Source organism: Thermodesulfobacteriota bacterium, assembly GCA_040753795.1.
Classification (GTDB): Bacteria; Desulfobacterota; Desulfobacteria; order Desulfobacterales; family Desulfosudaceae; genus JBFMDX01.
In genome coordinates, this window is sequence record JBFMDX010000001.1 from 451,189 (window position 1) to 466,888 (window position 15,700).

The window sequence follows — 15,700 nt, forward strand, 5'->3', positions numbered from 1 at the left end:
AGCAGTATGACAAGTAGCAACCAGGGGGCAGGGCGGACGCAGGAGCCGCTCTGCCCTTTTTTTTGTCCCGGGTGCCACAACCGCAAACTTTCACCGCAAGAGCGGCTGGACGAAAAGCGCAGGTTCGTCAGCCAGATCTTGTCTGCCTGGGGGGATCGGATTGGCCCGGTACGGGAGCCGGCTGAAGAAAACCGGAAAGGGTACCGGGAAAAGGTCTGCCTGGCGGCCGAATGGGGAGAGGGCGGCTGGCGCATAGGTTTGCGTCACCGGCAGGCCCTGATCCCCATCCATCACTGTCCCCTGCACTCATCCCGCGTCAATACCATTATCGGCCTGATGGCCGGCGTCCTGCCAGCGGCCGGGTCATTTCCCCTGGCCTATTATCTGCAATCCGGCAGCCAGGTGACCCTGGTGGTCAAGATCCGGGACCTTCCGGACCTTTCCTGGCTGACTGCCGAAGTGACCGGAGCGTTCGCGCGGGCCGGCGGCCAGGGACTGTGGCTGCATCTGCATCCCGCGGCCGGCCGCCGGGTAACGGCCAAAAACACCTGGCATCTTGTCTGGGGCGAGCCCCGGTCCATCGACTCTACCGGTCTGATTTATGGCCCGACCGCTTTTCAGCAGTTGATCCCGGATCTGTCCCGGGCGGCCCTGGACGAAGCCGAATCCTTTCTGGCCCCGGGGGCGGATGATGGGGTTCTGGACCTGTACTGCGGCATCGGCGGCAGTCTGCGGCGCTGGGCCGGTCGTGCCGGGTGTGTGGCGGGCGTTGAAATCAGCGCCGAGAGCGTGGAATGCGCCGGGATCAATGCCCCATCGGCGACTATCCTGCGGGGCGCGGCCCGGCAGCGTCTGCCCCAGTTGGCGGAGTTGCTGACCGTGGACCCTGACCACCGACTGCTCTATGTCAATCCACCGCGGACGGGCATTGAACCGGAAGTGCTGGACTGGATCGCGGATGTGTTCCGGCCGAAACGGATCGCCTGTCTTTCCTGCAATGCTGTCAGCCTGAACAGAGACCTCTCGCGGTTGACCGCGGGCGGTTATGAGGTGGAAAAGATCATCCCTTTTGATTTTTTCCCCGAGACCCGTTACCTGGAGATGCTGGCGCTGCTGACGCGGGAGTGAATACCGGGGACAGCATACCTATTTCCTTTTTATGCCGCTAGAAAGAATAAATAGATATGCTGTCCTCCGACATGCATGCGATGCATATTGGTCATGTTCAAAAAGCCGTTTTGTTCGCAACGTGATTATTTCGGGCGGTCGCGACGCCCTTCGCTGGATTTCTCGAACTCGGGCTGTCCGGCATCACCGGAGGAAACCATGGCCCGTCGCCCTCAAACAGCGAGAAATCCTTGACGCGAAGACCGTCGCGACCTTTCTTCCCAAAATAATCAATGTTGCTCACAAAAGTCTTTTTGCATGACCGGGGTACGGGTTTTACGGAGGTCGTTTTGTTGCGGGAATGTCAGTTCGGACTTGTGTCTAACGCCAAGCTCTGGCACCAGGAAGAACCCCCCGGTTACCCGATTCGTCCCTCCCTCGTTGACTCAAGAAGGCTAAACACAAACCTATTGTATTCATATGTAATGCCATTATGCTTTATCACCTTCGATGGCGAAATATTTGGTTGGACATTCAATAGGCCTCTATTCACAGTTAAGAGCCGCTTAGTGCGGAACATTCCCAAGCCGTGTCCAGCTAACTGTAAACGAATCGCCAAGCTGCCAGAGAAACCTTCTTCTCCGAGACGAGCGAGTTCTTGTGGTGATATTGGCAGGCTCAACATGTCCAAGACTACCTTTACTCTCCCATCTTTGGCTTCAAAGCTAACGATTAACTCTGAATTCGGCATTATATATTTAGTAGCATTGTCGAAGACATGGTACAAAGCTACATGAAAGGTGTCATAGTCGAGAAGAACTGTAAAAGGAGAATCGTTAACGTAAACCCTGACGCTGTGATCTGTGAAGTCTTGGAAGAAAGCATGAAGCACATTGAGAACAACCTTCTGAATTTGATGAACCCTTAATTGAGGATGGGGACTCGCATCCTCCAAATAACGCATAGCTACAAATTCCGACTTCATAGCAAGATTGTTTTTGGCAATTCGGAGGATAGTTCTCGCAGCTTTCTGTGGCGATGCCTTTAAAACATTTTGTACGGTTTTCAGCTGTTGGGAAATGTTTTTGGTTAATGTGTCCTGCGAAACGAGATCGAAGATCTCCTGGATACAGTGGGCATTCAACGAAGTGAGATTGTGGAGTAGACGCTTCATCTGTTGGTTGAAGGCCGCTGCCATGTCTGTTCGCACGGTCATTACGTGTGAGAGAATGGTAACATAAGCGGACATTCGGGAGCGAAAAACTTTCGAACTGTTCACGTCGTCTTTATCTGGAGAACAAAGCAAGACGAGGCCCTGTTCTGTTTTCCCTAACCCTAAACGCCGCGTGAGACCGTCAGCCGAGCATTTTATTTTTGTGGTTGAATTTGTCTTACATTGGGAGAAGCATGCCCCACATTGGGGAAGCATATTCCCAGCGATTTCCTCATTGTCGGGCTGTCGAATAGAATATTTCATGGCTCGATGGAAAGCTCTGAAGCAAGACGTTCGGTGAGTTGTTGGAATTCATAGGGATCGGCGTTCTTGGGAAGAAAGTCGTCAGCCTTTCGCAAGGCATCATGAAATCGTTCACCTTGCGTCTGCGCTGAGTAAATGACGACTTTTTTGTTTGGGAACTTATCTTTGACAGCGCTGGCTAAACCGAGGCCCTCGTCCCGAAACTGAAGTTTCCTGCCTACGCCCTGTATGTCAATAAAGAGAATCTGCGCTTTTTGTATTTTTTCGTCATCAATAGAACCAACGTCACTCATCCGCCGTGTGTGGACCCAGCCGCTCTTTACAAGAATATCGACAACTTTGAATTTCTGGTCATCATCAATGAATAATATATGAGTCTTTGCCTTTAGTATGTCTATGTCGTGGACTGTTGTTGTACCAGCAACCTTCCCCTCATTTGACATGATATTGTGGTTTGTAATAGAGATGGACGTCTTTCCAGCTCCCCCCTCGGTTAAATCCTTACGTACTAGTCGGACTGCGGTAACCAAAATGCCTGCAACAACTGTAACCCCGAATCCGCTGAAGACCCATTCTTTGTTATCAAGTATCCAATTTATCATCTACGTCTCCTTTGGAGAACGTCACTCCTGAGGTGTTGTTGGTGACGCGTCCACAAACCTTCCAGAACCACTTCCAGAAGGTTATTGATCGGTAATATTAAGGTAGCGATTGAACCTATTTCTTCCTTCTTCCAGCTGTTTGTCAAACCACAGGATCAGGTCCGTTTCGTCATCAACGATCTTGGACCATTGCTCGTTGTTATAGCGCTCGGGTTGCTCCATGCGCCCCTGCAAGCCGCGTAAGCGTACTGCTTGTCTGTAGACGTGCAGCAGATATTGGTCTAAATCCTCGTCAAACAAGAAGAGCGCATCTTGTATTTCACGTAAGTATTCAAAGAGCACTTCATGTGGGACAATCGCCTCTCGCACAATGTGTAAAGCGATTTTCTGGAATGCTCGATAAACAGGCAGTCGGATTTGGAAAACATCGAGGGCTATACCTCGTGAAGGATGTGTCGCGAGTGTTGAATCGTAATGAGGAACCGAGAGAATCTGTTCATTGTGTTGGGAAAGATAGGCGAGTAGGTCGGCTTTAGCTTTGGCGAGTTCGCTTTTCTGAAAACTTTTACTTTGGCTTGGACGTGTGTCGTACTGGTTGTGGTGTAGTAGGCAGAGCCAAGCTAAGTTCTCCTCTACACAGTTTTCCGGGTTCCGGTCTATGTGCGCTATCTGTCCTTCCTTGACACATAGATCACAGTTGTAATGAAAGCAAAGGGCGCATCGACGCTTGCTCTTGAAGAGAATGCACAGTTCAATGTCTTTTGGTATTGGTTTCCTTTTTTTTTCCATTTCATCCATCCAGCAGAACAGTTTTCGCACCTGTTGGTGAATAGCGGCAATGGTTATATCCTACCAGCCATGTTCAAGCGAAACCCCGCCCCCGTGAATTCAACGAATACATGATGAACTTTTTTATCGGATTCGGCTGTTGATGTCAATACGGCGGCCGAATCCTCCGGCCGCCTTCAGGGCCAGTTGTGCTGATCGTGGGCATTTCTGAAAATTGATGTTCGGCTCAATTTCTGCGTTACGTTCAATTTCGTTTACAAAACACTTTCGATTCGGCAGCAATTTGCCTTGTCCGTTTCGTTGTGAAAATATGAGTTGTATTGTGGGATAAAAATCCATCGGGAATAACGGGCTTAGCGAAAAGTTGTTTTTGTGAGCGCCGTTTGAACCGTTTGGGAGATAGCCGGTTGAAGGCGGCTGCGTCAAGCATTTCTCGCTGTTTGAGGGCGCGCGCCTGTGGGATTCAGTTCTGCCGGACAGCCCGAGTTCGAGAAATGCAGCAGACGGTTTCAACCGGCCCCAAAAGGGTCAGGGCGCGAATAAAAATGACTTTTCGCGACAGCCCAGGAATACGTTGAAAGTTAGGATTGATGAAGTCGTAAAAGAGCTTTGTCATCGTCATTCCGGCGAGCAGCAGAAGCCAGAGCCACTTGATTTCACTGGACCCCGGCTTTCGCCGGGGTGACGAAACAAGGTAGATTCCGAATTTTTACAAGATCAGCATGATTGCCGATCATGATCAATGCTGAAGGGAGACCCCATGATTACCGTATCCGTGAAAACCAGTGCCAGGAAGCAGATGGTGGACGTGACCGACGAGTTGCGGCAGGCGGTGAAAGCGGCCGGCCTGGCCGACGGTCTGGTCATCGCCTACGTGCCGCACACCACTGCCGGCATCACCATCAATGAAAACGCCGATCCCGACGTCTGCCGGGACATTCTCGGCCATCTGGCAAAAGTGGTGCCGGCGGACAAGGCCTTTCGCCATGTGGAGGGCAATTCCGACGCCCATATCCAGGCCAGTCTGATGGGCAGTTCCGTGACGGTCCTGGTGGAGGATGGCCGCCTGGTGCTGGGCACCTGGCAGTCGGTCTTCTTCTGCGAGTTCGACGGCCCCCGCTCAAGACAGATGCATATCAAACTGATGCCGTCGGGCGGAGTGTAGTTGGATCAAAAAAAGCCGCTCAAGACCCTTGACACCGCCAGCAAAATGTAATTACAATAATTACAAAATAGTTGCCATATATTCAGGAGAGATGACCATGCGGAGTCAATTACGGACAAGAGACGTGAAGCTGGTTCCCATCGGCAATTCCAAAGGGGTTCGAATCCCCAAGGCCCTGCTTGATAAATACGGGTTGAAGGATTCGTTGCTGCTGGAGGAAACAGAGGGCGGGCTGCTGCTGCGCAATAAAGAAAAAGGCCGGCTGACCTGGGAAGAAACGTATAAAGCCATGGCCCGGGAAAAGGAGTCCTGGGAAGATTTTGAAACCACGGTTTCCGACGGCCTGGAGGACGAGGACTTTGGAGATTAAGCGGTACGACATTTATTACGCGGACCTGAATCCCGCCATCGGCAGCGAAATCAGAAAAGTGCGGCCGGTCGTCGTCATCAGCCAGGATGAAATGAACCAGCACCTGGAAACGATCGTTGTCTGCCCCTTAACTTCAAAGCTCCACCCGCAATGGAGAACCCGGATTCAGATCACTTGCGCCGACAAAAAAGCGGAAATTGCCGTGGACCAGATCCGTACCATCAGCAGGAAGAGACTGCAGAAGAAAATTGACCGGCTGCCTGACGGTAAAGCCGCCCAGTTGCGCAAGCTGATTACGGATATGTACGGGGAGTGATCAGTTTCCGATGGCGATCCGGTTGACCGGCAAGCCCTGAAACAGTCCTTCTGTTTCCGGGTGGCAGGTAAAGAGCAGGGTCTGGCGGTTTTGTGAAAATTCATGCAGGAGGGCGGCCGTTCGTTCGGCCCGTTTCCGGTCGAAATTGACCAGGATCTCGTCCAGGACCAGGGGCAGGGACTCGGTCTTCTTCTCATACTCTTCGATAAATCCCAGGCGGATGCTGATCAGGAGCTGCTCCCGGGTGCCCCGGCTGAGCTGGTCGATGCGCCGGGCCGCGCCGCTTTGGTCAAACACCAGCACCCGGCTGTCTTCAAGGGACACCTGGATGCGCTGGTAGCGGCCGCCGGTGATGCGCCGGAAGAAATCGCTGGAGTTGCGGATAATGGCCGGCTGCTTCTGCTGTTCGTACTGCTGTTTGACCTGCTGCACGACCTGCCGGGCGATTCTGGCGGCCAGCCACTCCTGATGGCAGCGGTTCAGGTTTTCCCGGCAGGTGGCGACCCGGGTCATGATTTCAGCCAGGCTGGAGGCGGCGCGCAGCTGGTCGCGCCGGGTCATGTCGGCGCTGATTTTCCGGTTCCACTCATCCCGCTGCTCCATTAACGCTTTCAACGCCTGGCCGGCCTGGGCCAGTTCTTTTTCGAAAACCGGTTTTTCCGTGGCCGCCAGATAAGCGATGACGTTTTCGCTGTCATGAACGCCGGCGATCTGCTCGATGGTCCGCACGGCCTGGCGCCGCTGTTCCGTCATGGCGCCGACCCGGGCGTTCATCCGGTATTTTTCTTTAAAGTCGACGCGGTCCTCGGCCTGGATCGAGGTCAGCAGCCGGTCGATCGCTTCCTCGGCCAGGGCCAGGGCCTGGCCGGCCTTTTTCTCCGCCTCCCGCAGCCGGGCCACTTCCTTCTGTTTCTGGATAAACAGGTTTTTCCGGGAGACGGCTTCTTTGTGCTCCTTCAGGACGCGGCCGGCCAACCGGACCTTGTCCGTTTCAGCCGCGCTGTCGGACGAGATCCTGGCCAGGGATTCCAGGGCCGCTTCAAAGGCCTTGAGGAACCGCTCCTTTTCGTTGAGCCGGTCGCGGAGCCGGTTCCGGGCGGCGATGTCCGGGCCGAGCTGCTCGATGACCCGCAGCGTCTCCAGGGCCGCTTCCGGGGAGAGCGCCGGCGGCAGCCCCAGTTCCTCGCCAAGATAGCGCTGGAGCTGGTCGTCTGCCGCGGCCTTTTCCGTCTCCAGCAGGGCGGAAGCCTGGAGCGCCTCTCTTAAGGGGGCATCCACCACCAGCAGTTTTCTGCCGAAAAACACAACCAGGCTGATCAGGATCAGGACGCCGGCCCAGAGATAGTTTTTGTCGTAAAGCAGGGGGGCCGCGCCGATCAGCAGGCACAGGGCGATAAGGAGGCAGGCGTTGCGGACGTGAACCGGCGAGCGCCGGGCCTTGAGCAGGCTGATTTCCGTGTCCAGGCGGTCGCGGCTGCCTTGTAAAGTTTCCAGCCGCTGTTTAAAACCGGTCAGCCGGTCGCGACGGGTCACCATGTCGGTAAAGGCCAGGACGGCGTCCTTCGTCCAGCCGGTGCCGATGGCGGTAACGCGCCGGGCGATGGACTGGTCCAGGTCATCCAGGTCGGCCCGGTCCCGGCCGCTTTCCCCGGCCCAGGTCTTGTACTTTTCCAGGTTACGGGACAGGGCTTCAACTTCCTCGGTCCGGCCGGCCAGGGCTTCGTTGTAACCGCCGGCCTCACCGGCCTGTGCCGCGGCCAGCTCGTCCCGGAGGCCGGCCAGAACCTGCCGCAGGCGGGCCTCTTCCTGTTCCATCTGTTCCAGGCGGGCGGCGCCGTTTTCCGGCCAGGGACGCCATTCCGGCAGGGCCGCCAGTTCCCGGTCGGCGTCCCGGATGATGACAAAACTGGGATAGCATTTTCCGTAAGCGCTGAGCCGGTCGTACCGGGACTGCCGGTCCGACAGCTCGGCCTCCACCCGGCCCAGTTCCTCCTGATGGCGGTCAATATCCCGGGAAAGCTGTTGATATTGGGGCAGATGAAGCTGCCGGGCCTCGATTTCGCGGTTGTATTCAGAAATCTCCCGGGCCAGACGGATGGCCGTCTGCTTGCTTCCCCTGGGCTTGTAAATGGCCTCCATCCGGTCCGTCAGGTTCCGTTCAATATCATTAACGGAAATGTTTTTCAGGCCCAGGCCGAGGCTGAAGATGCGATCCTCGACTCCGGAATGATTCAGGGATTCCAGGCCGGTCAGTTCATTTAGAGAAATGGCGTAAACGTTTTCAAACAGGTCTCCGGAGGCATGCCCTATCAGTCGTGACCACTCCTGGGTGCCGGCGGTGGTGGTGTCGTCCGAGTACAGCTGGATGTCGCCGGGATATCCGGCGGTCCGCTCCAGCACAAGCTCCGCTCCGTCGTTCAGCAGGACGTTGACCCGGCCGCCGTGGCGGCCGCCGTTTTGCGGGGGCAGGCGCTGCTCCAAAGGCCGCGGGTAACCGAACAGGGTGAAGCGGATGAACTGCAACAGGGTGGATTTCCCGGCCTCATTCTCTCCGAAGATGATATTGACGCCCGGTTTCAACCCGGAGAGGGTATACCCGGTGAACAGGCCGAAGCCGTCAATGTTCAGTTCGACAAGACGCATAAGGGTTACGGAAAAAAAAGGTCTATCAGTTGGCGTTGCGCCAGCGCCATTATGCGGCGGCAGGCCTCTTCATCCGGCAGGCTGATCTCTTTTCTGATCCCGGGCGTGGCGAATTCGCCGGCCAGTGACTGGATCAGGCGGCTGCTTTCCGCCGGGTTGTCGTCATATCCGCGGATGGTCCGGAAAACTTCCGCCGGAAAATCGTTTCCCCGGGCCACGGCGGCCAGGTCGATATCGGGCAGGGTTTCGGATTCGATGCGGTCAATGTGGTAAAACCGGGTTCCCGCCCGGAGTTCATTCATCCGGCGGGCCAGGTCCGAGAGATCTTCTTCTTTGCTCAGGTGCTGGTGCAGCGGTGTCCGCCCTCTCAGGACGACCCGCGTCAGGCAGTCGGCCTCCGTCGCGGGGTTGCTGTCGCCGATGGCCTCTTCGATTTTGTCCGGAACCTCGGTCAGGGCCTCTATATCCGACAGGTCCACGGACACGGTTTCAAAACGGATGGCGCAGGTGGGGATGACCGAGATGACCGGCTGCCGTCCGGTTTCCAGGACCACCCGGCAGCAGCCCTTGAGCCCCGGTTCCCCGAAATCCCGGCCCTGGGGATTGCCGGGATAGACGATGGCCGGGTCGGCCTGACGGACGATCCGCTGCTTATGAACGTGGCCCAGGGCCCAGTAGTCAAACCCCTTGTCCATGACATCGTCCACGGCAAAAGGGCTGTAAGGGGCATGGGGTCCGGCCGGGCCGACGGTGGCGTGGAGCAGGCCGATGGAAAAGGGCGCCGGGTCTTCTGTTTTCCGGAAAAGGAGTACGGGGTTGTCGGCGCTTTTCCCGCCGTCAAAACTGAGTCCGTGGATATCCGCCAGGGGACGGCCGTCTTTGGAAAAGGTGACGGTCTCCGGCCGGGCCGGGGAGAAGCAGTGCACGTTCCCGGGCAGGGGAATTTCCCTGAGCCAGTCGTCGGCGGGGTCATGGTTGCCGAAGGTCAGGTAAACCGGGATACCCGCTTCAGCCAGACGCCCCAGTTCCTCGGCAAAACCCAGTTGCGCCGACAGGCTCCGGGTCTCTCCGTCAAAGGTGTCGCCGGCGATCAGCAGAAAGTCCGCCGGTTCCCGGAGACAAAGGTCCACCACCCGTCGGAACGCCTGAAAAGTGGACTGTCTCAGGCGGTCGGCCAGATCGGCGTCGATTTCGGACAGTCCTTTGAAGGGCGTGTCCAGATGGATATCGGCCGTATGGATAAAGGTGACCCGCGGCATAAAATCGGAAATTCCCGTGCGATGGTTGACCGGGCGCCAAACAGCCGGTTATGCCCCACCATAAAGAAAAAACCGGGGAAGGTCAATGGGGGAGGGGTGCAAGGTACAAGGTTTAAGGTGCAAGATTTAAGGGGTTCAGGGGGGCCGGAAGGGGCCGCAGTACATAAGCCAGCCAGTCGTCTCCGGAATTGAGGGCTGAACGACTGGCTGCAGCGTGAACGACCGTCAGGCCCAGCTCCCGCCACAACTCATCCAGAAGCGTTTTTTCCCAGAAATAAAAGGTCCGGCCGAAGGCATCGGATTTCAGGCCGCGGCCCTGCTTCAGGGAAACATAAGAGATGCCTGAAGGCGTCAGCGCCCGCAGGATGTTCTGAAGCACACCGGCCAGCCGCCCCTGGGGAACATGCACCAGGGAGCCGCATGCCATGACGGCATCAAATGAGAAACGGGAGAAATCATATTGTTCAAAATCGCCCGTGATAACGTCACATCCCGCGTGCGCTGCGGCCAGTTTTGCCAGGCCGGGCGAGCGTTCAAAGCCCGTGACCCGGAAGCCCCGTTCTTTGAGCCACAGCAGATCCCGTCCGGAGCCGCAGCCGATGTCAAGCACAGTCGCGTCCTTGGCCAGGTTGTCGATCAGCGGGGTCAGAAACGGGGCAGGATTAATGGCAACGGTCCGTTTGAAGTATTCCCGGAAATGGTTTTGGTAAAAGTCGGTTCCGTCCTGATTCAAGGCAAGGATCTTTCCGCGCCGAAGGCGCTGTTTTGCCCGACCTGCCGTCCGGCGCTTTGATTAAAGTCGATACACAGGCCATGTCGGGGAAGGTGTCGCCAGGTTACTTAATTATTCAAAGTCCGTAATTTTACCGCGGTTTTGTTTTAATCGGCTCTGGCGGATTTTCGTTTCCCGGATACGCCGCCGGGAAGCGGCCGTGGGGCTTGTTTTCCGGCGAACGACTGGCCTGACCGCTGCCTGGCGAATCAGGGCCGTCAGCCGGTCGACGGCGTCCTGGCGATTCCGCGGCTGATCACGGAACCGCCGGGCCTCGATGATCAGGATGCCGTCATCCGTGATCCGCCGGCCGGACAGGCGGATCAGCCTGGCCCGGGTTTCCTCCGGCAGGGAAGGAGAACGGCGGACGTCAAACCGGAGCTGGACCGCCGAAGAGACCTTGTTGACGTTCTGGCCGCCCGGACCCGAGGCGCGGATGAACTTGAAATCCAGTTCCGCCTCGGCGATGGTGATATGATCGGTGACAAAAATCATTTTTTTAGAATAAAGCACTTTTCCCAGGCCGTCAATTGCCGTTAAATTAAAGATTGACATATAAACGGTCCCATCTTTAAATAACAAGTAGAGCGACAGACGTATTCCTTTTTTTCATAATTTCATTTTCTTGGGTTCCAATGACAGAGAGCAAAGCGGAAAGCAGGAGCGGAGTTACCGTCGAAAGTCTTCTTGACTATTTCATGACGCTTTACAAGCTTACCCTGGGTGTCCCGCGAGACGCCGTGTCGCAGATCGTTGAGGTGGAGCCCAGCCGCCAGTATCCCAAGCTGATCACCTATGATCTGATCGTGGAGTACAATAAAGACAAAACCTCGCGGCGGGTGACCGTCGGCCCTATCGCCGAGGAAACAGGCAGCCAGAGCACCTGTTTTTTCGCGATTTACGACAGCAAGCTGGTCATTAAAATTCCGCCCAGGCCGATAACTGATTTTGAGGAATATATCCGCTGTATCGTCCGGGACAGAAAAATTGTCGATACGTTAAAGCCGCGGGAATGCCTGATACCGGGCGTTTCCATGATCCTGGATAAGATTTACAAGTTTCCCCGCATCAATGAACTCAAGGGGGATCAGCGGGAGGACGCCTATTTTGAATGGTTGAACTTCAATCAGGAATACCAGCGGTATCTCAAAATAGGAGGCGGCTTTGTTTTTTTCATGGACCTTTCCAAATATATGTTTCTGGCGGACGTTCTGCAGCTTTTCCACGGCCTGGGCACTAAAGTCCAGGAAGAGATCACCCGCGATCATTCGATATTGGACAATTTTGAGAAATTCGAGGGCCGGTACGGCATTGAAAACACTCAGGTCGGGGTGGACCTGAAGGGCGTTTACAAAATTTTCAATGAGAAGGCGTCCCGTTTGATGACCGACACCGGCGCCGCTTCATCCGACATGCTGTACAAGATGCAGGAATGGTTTTTTCACACCATCAGCGGTAAACCCATAGACCAGAGTGAACAAAAGGTCAGCGAAGAGCGGGCGCCGGGGGTAAATCAGCTGTTGAGCCGGATCGTGGAGGGAAACCGGGAGGTCATTGACAGATACAGGGCCATGGTCGTCGATTATCTGAAATCAAAACGATATTTTCAGAACAGAAAATATAAAGAAGGCGTCGTGGCCAACGTTATCGAGTTGCTGGCCTGGCTCAAGGGAAAAGGCGTTGCCGTCAGGGACATTAAACCGGACAATCTGCTCCTTGACGGCGACATGGACAATTATCCCGCTTTTCTGGCCACACCGGAACGGTTTTCCATCGGGCTGATCGATTTTGAAACGTCGGTGATATTCGGTACGGAAACTCCGGAGGAGATTGAACAGCCGTTTCTGGGCGGCACTTCTCTTTATGCCACCCCGCTGCATATGTTCAATAACAGACTGCTGCTCGCTTTTTACAAGGACCTGCGTCCGGCATATTATCTTCAGGACTGGTATTCTGTCGTGGCCATGATCTACCGGCTGCTGACCGGCGAGACTTTATTTTCTAAAACTTCCCCGCTCTTCCATGAGGCGGCGGCCAGGCTCAAGGCGGCCAAAAAGGAAGGCCGGCCGCCGGAATCGGTTGTCCCCGAGATTAACGCCATGTTCTGGAAAAGCGCCGTTTCGGAATTTGAGGCCCGGATGGAGCGGAAACGGGAGGCGCTTCAGTTTTTGAGGACCACCCTTGTCGACCCGGCGCGGGAGATGTTCAAGACTGAACTGAACGCGGAGAATAAGCGAACGGGACAGGAGATCCGCCGCCTGATCGAGCGCCAGACCCTGTTCAAGACCAGGGAGCACCGTGAACAGCTTCTGGCCGTTACCCCCGAGCAACTCGACCAGTTGATTAAAAAGGCGCAGGGAGGTCCGGATGCGGCGGGCCAGGTGGCCCCGCCGCTGGCCCAGTCCCTGGGGCAATTGAAGCGGATTCAGAAGCTGAAAATCCAGGTTTTGAAGAACCGGGAGATCATGAACCGGCTCAAGACAGAGGAAGAGGATTTTTCCGTTTATGAATTGCTGACGTTCATGTTCAACCGAGTGGTACACTTTATGGACGTCAGACAATTGCCGGTTCAATCCGGATAAGAGGGGCGTCATGAGTCCTGCCAGTGAGCAAGCGGTATCCATTCTGCGCCATACCGGCAACATGCAGTGGTACGTCGTGCCGCTGCTGATTTTTGTCATTTACGCCTACATCACCGAGATCGAAAGGAAAAACTGGCCGGCGGTGACCCTGGGCATTGCCTTCTGGGCCGGGGAATTCATCTGGGAGATGTTCAACGCCCTGGTGCTGAAGATCAACGGCTGGGCGCCCATGTGGAGCACGCCGGGCGGTAATTCCGCTTACGTGATTTATGTCGGACTGAACATCGAAATTGCCTTCTTTTTTGCCGTGGCCGCTCTTCTGGTCATCAAGGCCCTGCCTGCGGACCGGTCCCTGAAGATTCTGGGCCTTCCCAACCGACTGGTGATCCCAATGATGATGGGCCTGGCGTCAGTGTTCGTGGAGGTCCTGCTGAACCGGGCCGGTTTGCTGGTATGGGACAATGTCTGGTGGCAATGGCCTAATATCTGGCTGATCATTGCGGCTTACTGCCTGCCGTTTTTAGTGGTGGCCTGGTGCCACGATCATCTGACCTTGAAGGCCAAAACCATCGCCGCCGTCGGGCTGCCCGTCCTGGCGGTGACTTGTCATCTCATCTTTGCTACCTGGCTTTCCTGGATTTAAGGCAGAGCCATTTCCGGCACCAGGTTTTTCGGTTTTCGTCCTTCCAGGGCGGCGATGACGTTTTCCGCCGCCATGACGGCCATGTTCGACCGGGTTTCAACCGTGGCCGAACCGATGTGCGGCAGCAGAACGACGTTGTCCATGCTCATCAAAGCATTGGTGATGGCCGGCTCCCGTTCATACACATCCAGGCCGGCGCCCTTGAGCCGACCCGACAATAGCGCTTCGACCAGGGCAGCTTCGTCGACGATTTCCCCCCGGGCGGTGTTGATCAGACAGGCGCCGGGCTTTATTTTCTCAAAAGTCGCCCGGTTGAACAGATGCCGGGTCTCGGCGGTCAGAGGCGCGTGGATGGAGATGATATCGGCGCGGCCGAGCAACTCATCAAAGGAACAGTAACTTGCCGCCAGCCGCGTTTCCGTTTCTTTATTCAGGGGGCGGCGATTGTGGTAGACAACGGACATGCCGAAGGCGCGGCTTTTTTCCGCCAGTGACCGGCCGATCCGGCCCATACCGACAATTCCCAGGGTCCGGCCCGCCAGTTCATCCCCGAGCAGCAGCAGCGGATCCCAGCCGATAAATTGGCCCCGGCGGGTGAACCGGTCGGCCGTGAGAATCCGGCGGGTCAGCGTGATGATCAGGGCAAAGGCCAGTTCGGCGGTGGCGTTGGTCAGCACCCCGGGGGTGTTGGTCACCATGATGTTTCTTTCCCGGGCGGCCGCGATATCGATGTTGTTGTAGCCGACGGCGTAATTGGCGACGATTCTCAGCCGTCTGCCATGGTCCAGAATGTCGGCGTCAATGCGGTCGGACAGGAGGCAGACCAGAGCGTCGGCCCGGCTGACCCCCTGCCTCAATGTCTGCCGGTCAATAGGCTCGGGCTTTTCAAACACGCTCACGCTGAAACGGTCCCGGAGCAGTTTCAGCCCCGATTCCGGCAGCGTGCGGGTGATAAAGACGGTCGGTTTCATTGTTGAGCTCCTTATTTTCACCTTTCGATTGGCAGGAGCAAATCAGACGCATGGTCCTTTGTAAAGCAGATATTTTTTAAGGATTTAAGGTTCAGGGTTTAAGGGTTAAGGTGTACCTTGCCCCGGGATCTTACACCTTAAACCCTGCACCTTGAACTCTATACCCTGAATCTTAAACCCCGCCCGTATTGCCAGCACAAACCTTTCCATGCTATACCAGTTCCAAATCAACACCCTATTATTATTTGGTTGATCATATATAGGCCAATGAAAGCGCATTCGGAAAATTATTTACCGGCTATCCGGAAGACAACGCACGGGCTTTATTCCTTCGGCTTCTATGAACCGTTGAGCGCTGCGACGCTGGGCGCTTTTGTGGAAATATTCCAGAAAGGGTCATATAAAGCATCTGAACGACTTGAGGGCCGGGCGGCGCCGCAATTCGCGTCTAGTCCCGAAACCGGCCCGGTGGTTATCAAGTTTTATAAACGCGGCGGGTGGATGTCCCGGTTGAACCGGGACATTTATTTGCGGACGTTGCGCGTTCGTTCCCGAAGAGAGTTTGAATGCCTGGCATGGGCGAAGAAAGCCGGAGTCAGCGTACCGGTTCCTGTGGCCTACGCCAGTCATGGACTGCTATGGTATCGGGCCTGGCTGATAACCAGGGAAATCCCCGGGCACATTCCCTTCGTTCGGTTCTGCGTTACGCAGCAGGAGCAGTCTCTGCGCCTGATTCCGGAGATTGCCCGCCATATCCGCCTGCTGATCAACGCCGGCATTCATCATGTAGATCTTCATCCCGGCAATGTTCTGGTCGATCAAGACCGCAGAATTTATCTGATCGATTTTGACAAAGCCCGCATCCGTTCGTCGGCCGGTCAGGCACTGGCCCGAAAATATCAGCGGCGATGGGCCAGGGCCGTTCGCAAGTACCGGCTGCCGGATATCTTCGCGGATCTGGGCCTGACGGAAGCGTGACGCGCCAGGATCGATTGACACGAAAG

General features: G+C 55.8%; 15 protein-coding genes. 7 read left to right on the top strand and 8 right to left on the bottom strand.

Annotated features, from left to right (window positions below; genetic code table 11):
• Positions 1-6: 6 nt before the first annotated feature.
• A complete protein-coding gene (locus tag AB1724_01985) occupies positions 7-1,128 on the top strand; it encodes a class I SAM-dependent RNA methyltransferase (GenBank protein MEW6076561.1) in 1,122 nt (373 codons plus the stop codon).
• A 397-nt stretch (positions 1,129-1,525) separates the two neighbouring features.
• On the opposite strand, the gene AB1724_01990 is transcribed toward AB1724_01985, so the two are convergent.
• The 3 genes from AB1724_01990 to AB1724_02000 all read right to left on the bottom strand — a co-directional run bounded on the left by AB1724_01990 (position 1,526) and on the right by AB1724_02000 (position 3,975).
• Positions 1,526-2,305 (bottom strand): hypothetical protein, encoded by a 780-nt coding sequence (locus AB1724_01990; protein MEW6076562.1) that lies wholly within the window; start codon positions 2,303-2,305, stop codon positions 1,526-1,528.
• A 275-nt stretch (positions 2,306-2,580) separates the two neighbouring features.
• Positions 2,581-3,186: a hypothetical protein gene (locus AB1724_01995; protein ID MEW6076563.1), complete on the bottom strand. Its 606-nt coding sequence runs from the start codon at positions 3,184-3,186 to the stop codon at positions 2,581-2,583.
• 81 nt (positions 3,187-3,267) lie between these two features.
• Positions 3,268-3,975, bottom strand: coding sequence for a hypothetical protein (locus tag AB1724_02000; GenBank protein ID MEW6076564.1), 708 nt, complete (start codon positions 3,973-3,975; stop codon positions 3,268-3,270).
• Positions 3,976-4,735: 760 nt separating this feature from the next.
• Between AB1724_02000 and AB1724_02005 the strand changes: the two genes are divergently transcribed.
• The 3 genes from AB1724_02005 (at position 4,736) to AB1724_02015 (ending at position 5,826) form a co-directional block, all read left to right on the top strand.
• On the top strand, positions 4,736-5,140 hold the full coding sequence (locus tag AB1724_02005) for a secondary thiamine-phosphate synthase enzyme YjbQ (GenBank protein ID MEW6076565.1): 405 nt from the start codon (positions 4,736-4,738) through the stop codon (positions 5,138-5,140).
• Between the two features lie 97 nt (positions 5,141-5,237).
• Positions 5,238-5,510, top strand: coding sequence for an AbrB/MazE/SpoVT family DNA-binding domain-containing protein (locus AB1724_02010; GenBank protein MEW6076566.1), 273 nt, complete (start codon positions 5,238-5,240; stop codon positions 5,508-5,510).
• The gene (locus AB1724_02015; GenBank protein MEW6076567.1) at positions 5,500-5,826 is read left to right on the top strand and encodes a type II toxin-antitoxin system PemK/MazF family toxin; all 327 of its coding nucleotides are present in this window, start codon (positions 5,500-5,502) and stop codon (positions 5,824-5,826) included. Before AB1724_02010 ends, AB1724_02015 begins: the two co-directional genes overlap by 11 nt.
• Here the strand turns inward: AB1724_02015 and AB1724_02020 are convergent, their stop codons facing one another.
• From AB1724_02020 to arfB, 4 genes are all read right to left on the bottom strand, one after another.
• Positions 5,827-8,469, bottom strand: a complete 2,643-nt coding sequence (locus AB1724_02020) for an AAA family ATPase (protein MEW6076568.1) — start codon at positions 8,467-8,469, stop codon at positions 5,827-5,829.
• A gap of 5 nt (positions 8,470-8,474) precedes the next feature.
• The gene (locus tag AB1724_02025; GenBank protein MEW6076569.1) at positions 8,475-9,728 is read right to left on the bottom strand and encodes a DNA repair exonuclease; all 1,254 of its coding nucleotides are present in this window, start codon (positions 9,726-9,728) and stop codon (positions 8,475-8,477) included.
• Positions 9,729-9,840: 112 nt separating this feature from the next.
• The gene (locus AB1724_02030) at positions 9,841-10,461 is read right to left on the bottom strand and encodes a class I SAM-dependent methyltransferase (GenBank protein MEW6076570.1); all 621 of its coding nucleotides are present in this window, start codon (positions 10,459-10,461) and stop codon (positions 9,841-9,843) included.
• Between the two features lie 111 nt (positions 10,462-10,572).
• The gene (gene arfB, locus AB1724_02035; GenBank protein ID MEW6076571.1) at positions 10,573-10,995 is read right to left on the bottom strand and encodes an alternative ribosome rescue aminoacyl-tRNA hydrolase ArfB; all 423 of its coding nucleotides are present in this window, start codon (positions 10,993-10,995) and stop codon (positions 10,573-10,575) included.
• Positions 10,996-11,135: 140 nt separating this feature from the next.
• Between arfB and AB1724_02040 the strand changes: the two genes are divergently transcribed.
• Complete coding sequence (locus AB1724_02040) at positions 11,136-13,082, top strand: hypothetical protein (protein ID MEW6076572.1); 1,947 nt, start codon at positions 11,136-11,138, stop codon at positions 13,080-13,082.
• Between the two features lie 10 nt (positions 13,083-13,092).
• A complete protein-coding gene (locus AB1724_02045; GenBank protein MEW6076573.1) occupies positions 13,093-13,725 on the top strand; it encodes a hypothetical protein in 633 nt (210 codons plus the stop codon).
• On the opposite strand, the gene AB1724_02050 is transcribed toward AB1724_02045, so the two are convergent.
• Positions 13,722-14,696 (bottom strand): D-glycerate dehydrogenase, encoded by a 975-nt coding sequence (locus tag AB1724_02050; protein MEW6076574.1) that lies wholly within the window; start codon positions 14,694-14,696, stop codon positions 13,722-13,724. The two genes, AB1724_02045 and AB1724_02050, sit on opposite strands and share 4 nt — an antisense overlap.
• A 267-nt stretch (positions 14,697-14,963) precedes the next feature.
• On the opposite strand from AB1724_02050, the gene AB1724_02055 reads away from it, so the two are divergent.
• Positions 14,964-15,674, top strand: a complete 711-nt coding sequence (locus AB1724_02055; protein ID MEW6076575.1) for a lipopolysaccharide kinase InaA family protein — start codon at positions 14,964-14,966, stop codon at positions 15,672-15,674.
• The last annotated feature ends 26 nt before the right edge of the window (positions 15,675-15,700 follow it).

Coding starts and splice junctions, on each gene's coding strand:
- AB1724_02020 (MEW6076568.1), bottom strand. CDS start 8,469: ATGCGTCTTGTCGAACTGAACATTGACGGCTTCGGCCTGTTCACCGGG.
- AB1724_01995 (MEW6076563.1), bottom strand. CDS start 3,186: ATGATAAATTGGATACTTGATAACAAAGAATGGGTCTTCAGCGGATTC.
- AB1724_01985 (MEW6076561.1), top strand. CDS start 7: ATGACAAGTAGCAACCAGGGGGCAGGGCGGACGCAGGAGCCGCTCTGC.
- AB1724_02025 (MEW6076569.1), bottom strand. CDS start 9,728: ATGCCGCGGGTCACCTTTATCCATACGGCCGATATCCATCTGGACACG.
- AB1724_02050 (MEW6076574.1), bottom strand. CDS start 14,696: ATGAAACCGACCGTCTTTATCACCCGCACGCTGCCGGAATCGGGGCTG.
- AB1724_02040 (MEW6076572.1), top strand. CDS start 11,136: ATGACAGAGAGCAAAGCGGAAAGCAGGAGCGGAGTTACCGTCGAAAGT.
- AB1724_02010 (MEW6076566.1), top strand. CDS start 5,238: ATGCGGAGTCAATTACGGACAAGAGACGTGAAGCTGGTTCCCATCGGC.
- arfB (MEW6076571.1), bottom strand. CDS start 10,995: ATGATTTTTGTCACCGATCATATCACCATCGCCGAGGCGGAACTGGAT.
- AB1724_02045 (MEW6076573.1), top strand. CDS start 13,093: ATGAGTCCTGCCAGTGAGCAAGCGGTATCCATTCTGCGCCATACCGGC.
- AB1724_02055 (MEW6076575.1), top strand. CDS start 14,964: ATGAAAGCGCATTCGGAAAATTATTTACCGGCTATCCGGAAGACAACG.
- AB1724_01990 (MEW6076562.1), bottom strand. CDS start 2,305: ATGGCAGCGGCCTTCAACCAACAGATGAAGCGTCTACTCCACAATCTC.
- AB1724_02000 (MEW6076564.1), bottom strand. CDS start 3,975: ATGGAAAAAAAAAGGAAACCAATACCAAAAGACATTGAACTGTGCATT.
- AB1724_02005 (MEW6076565.1), top strand. CDS start 4,736: ATGATTACCGTATCCGTGAAAACCAGTGCCAGGAAGCAGATGGTGGAC.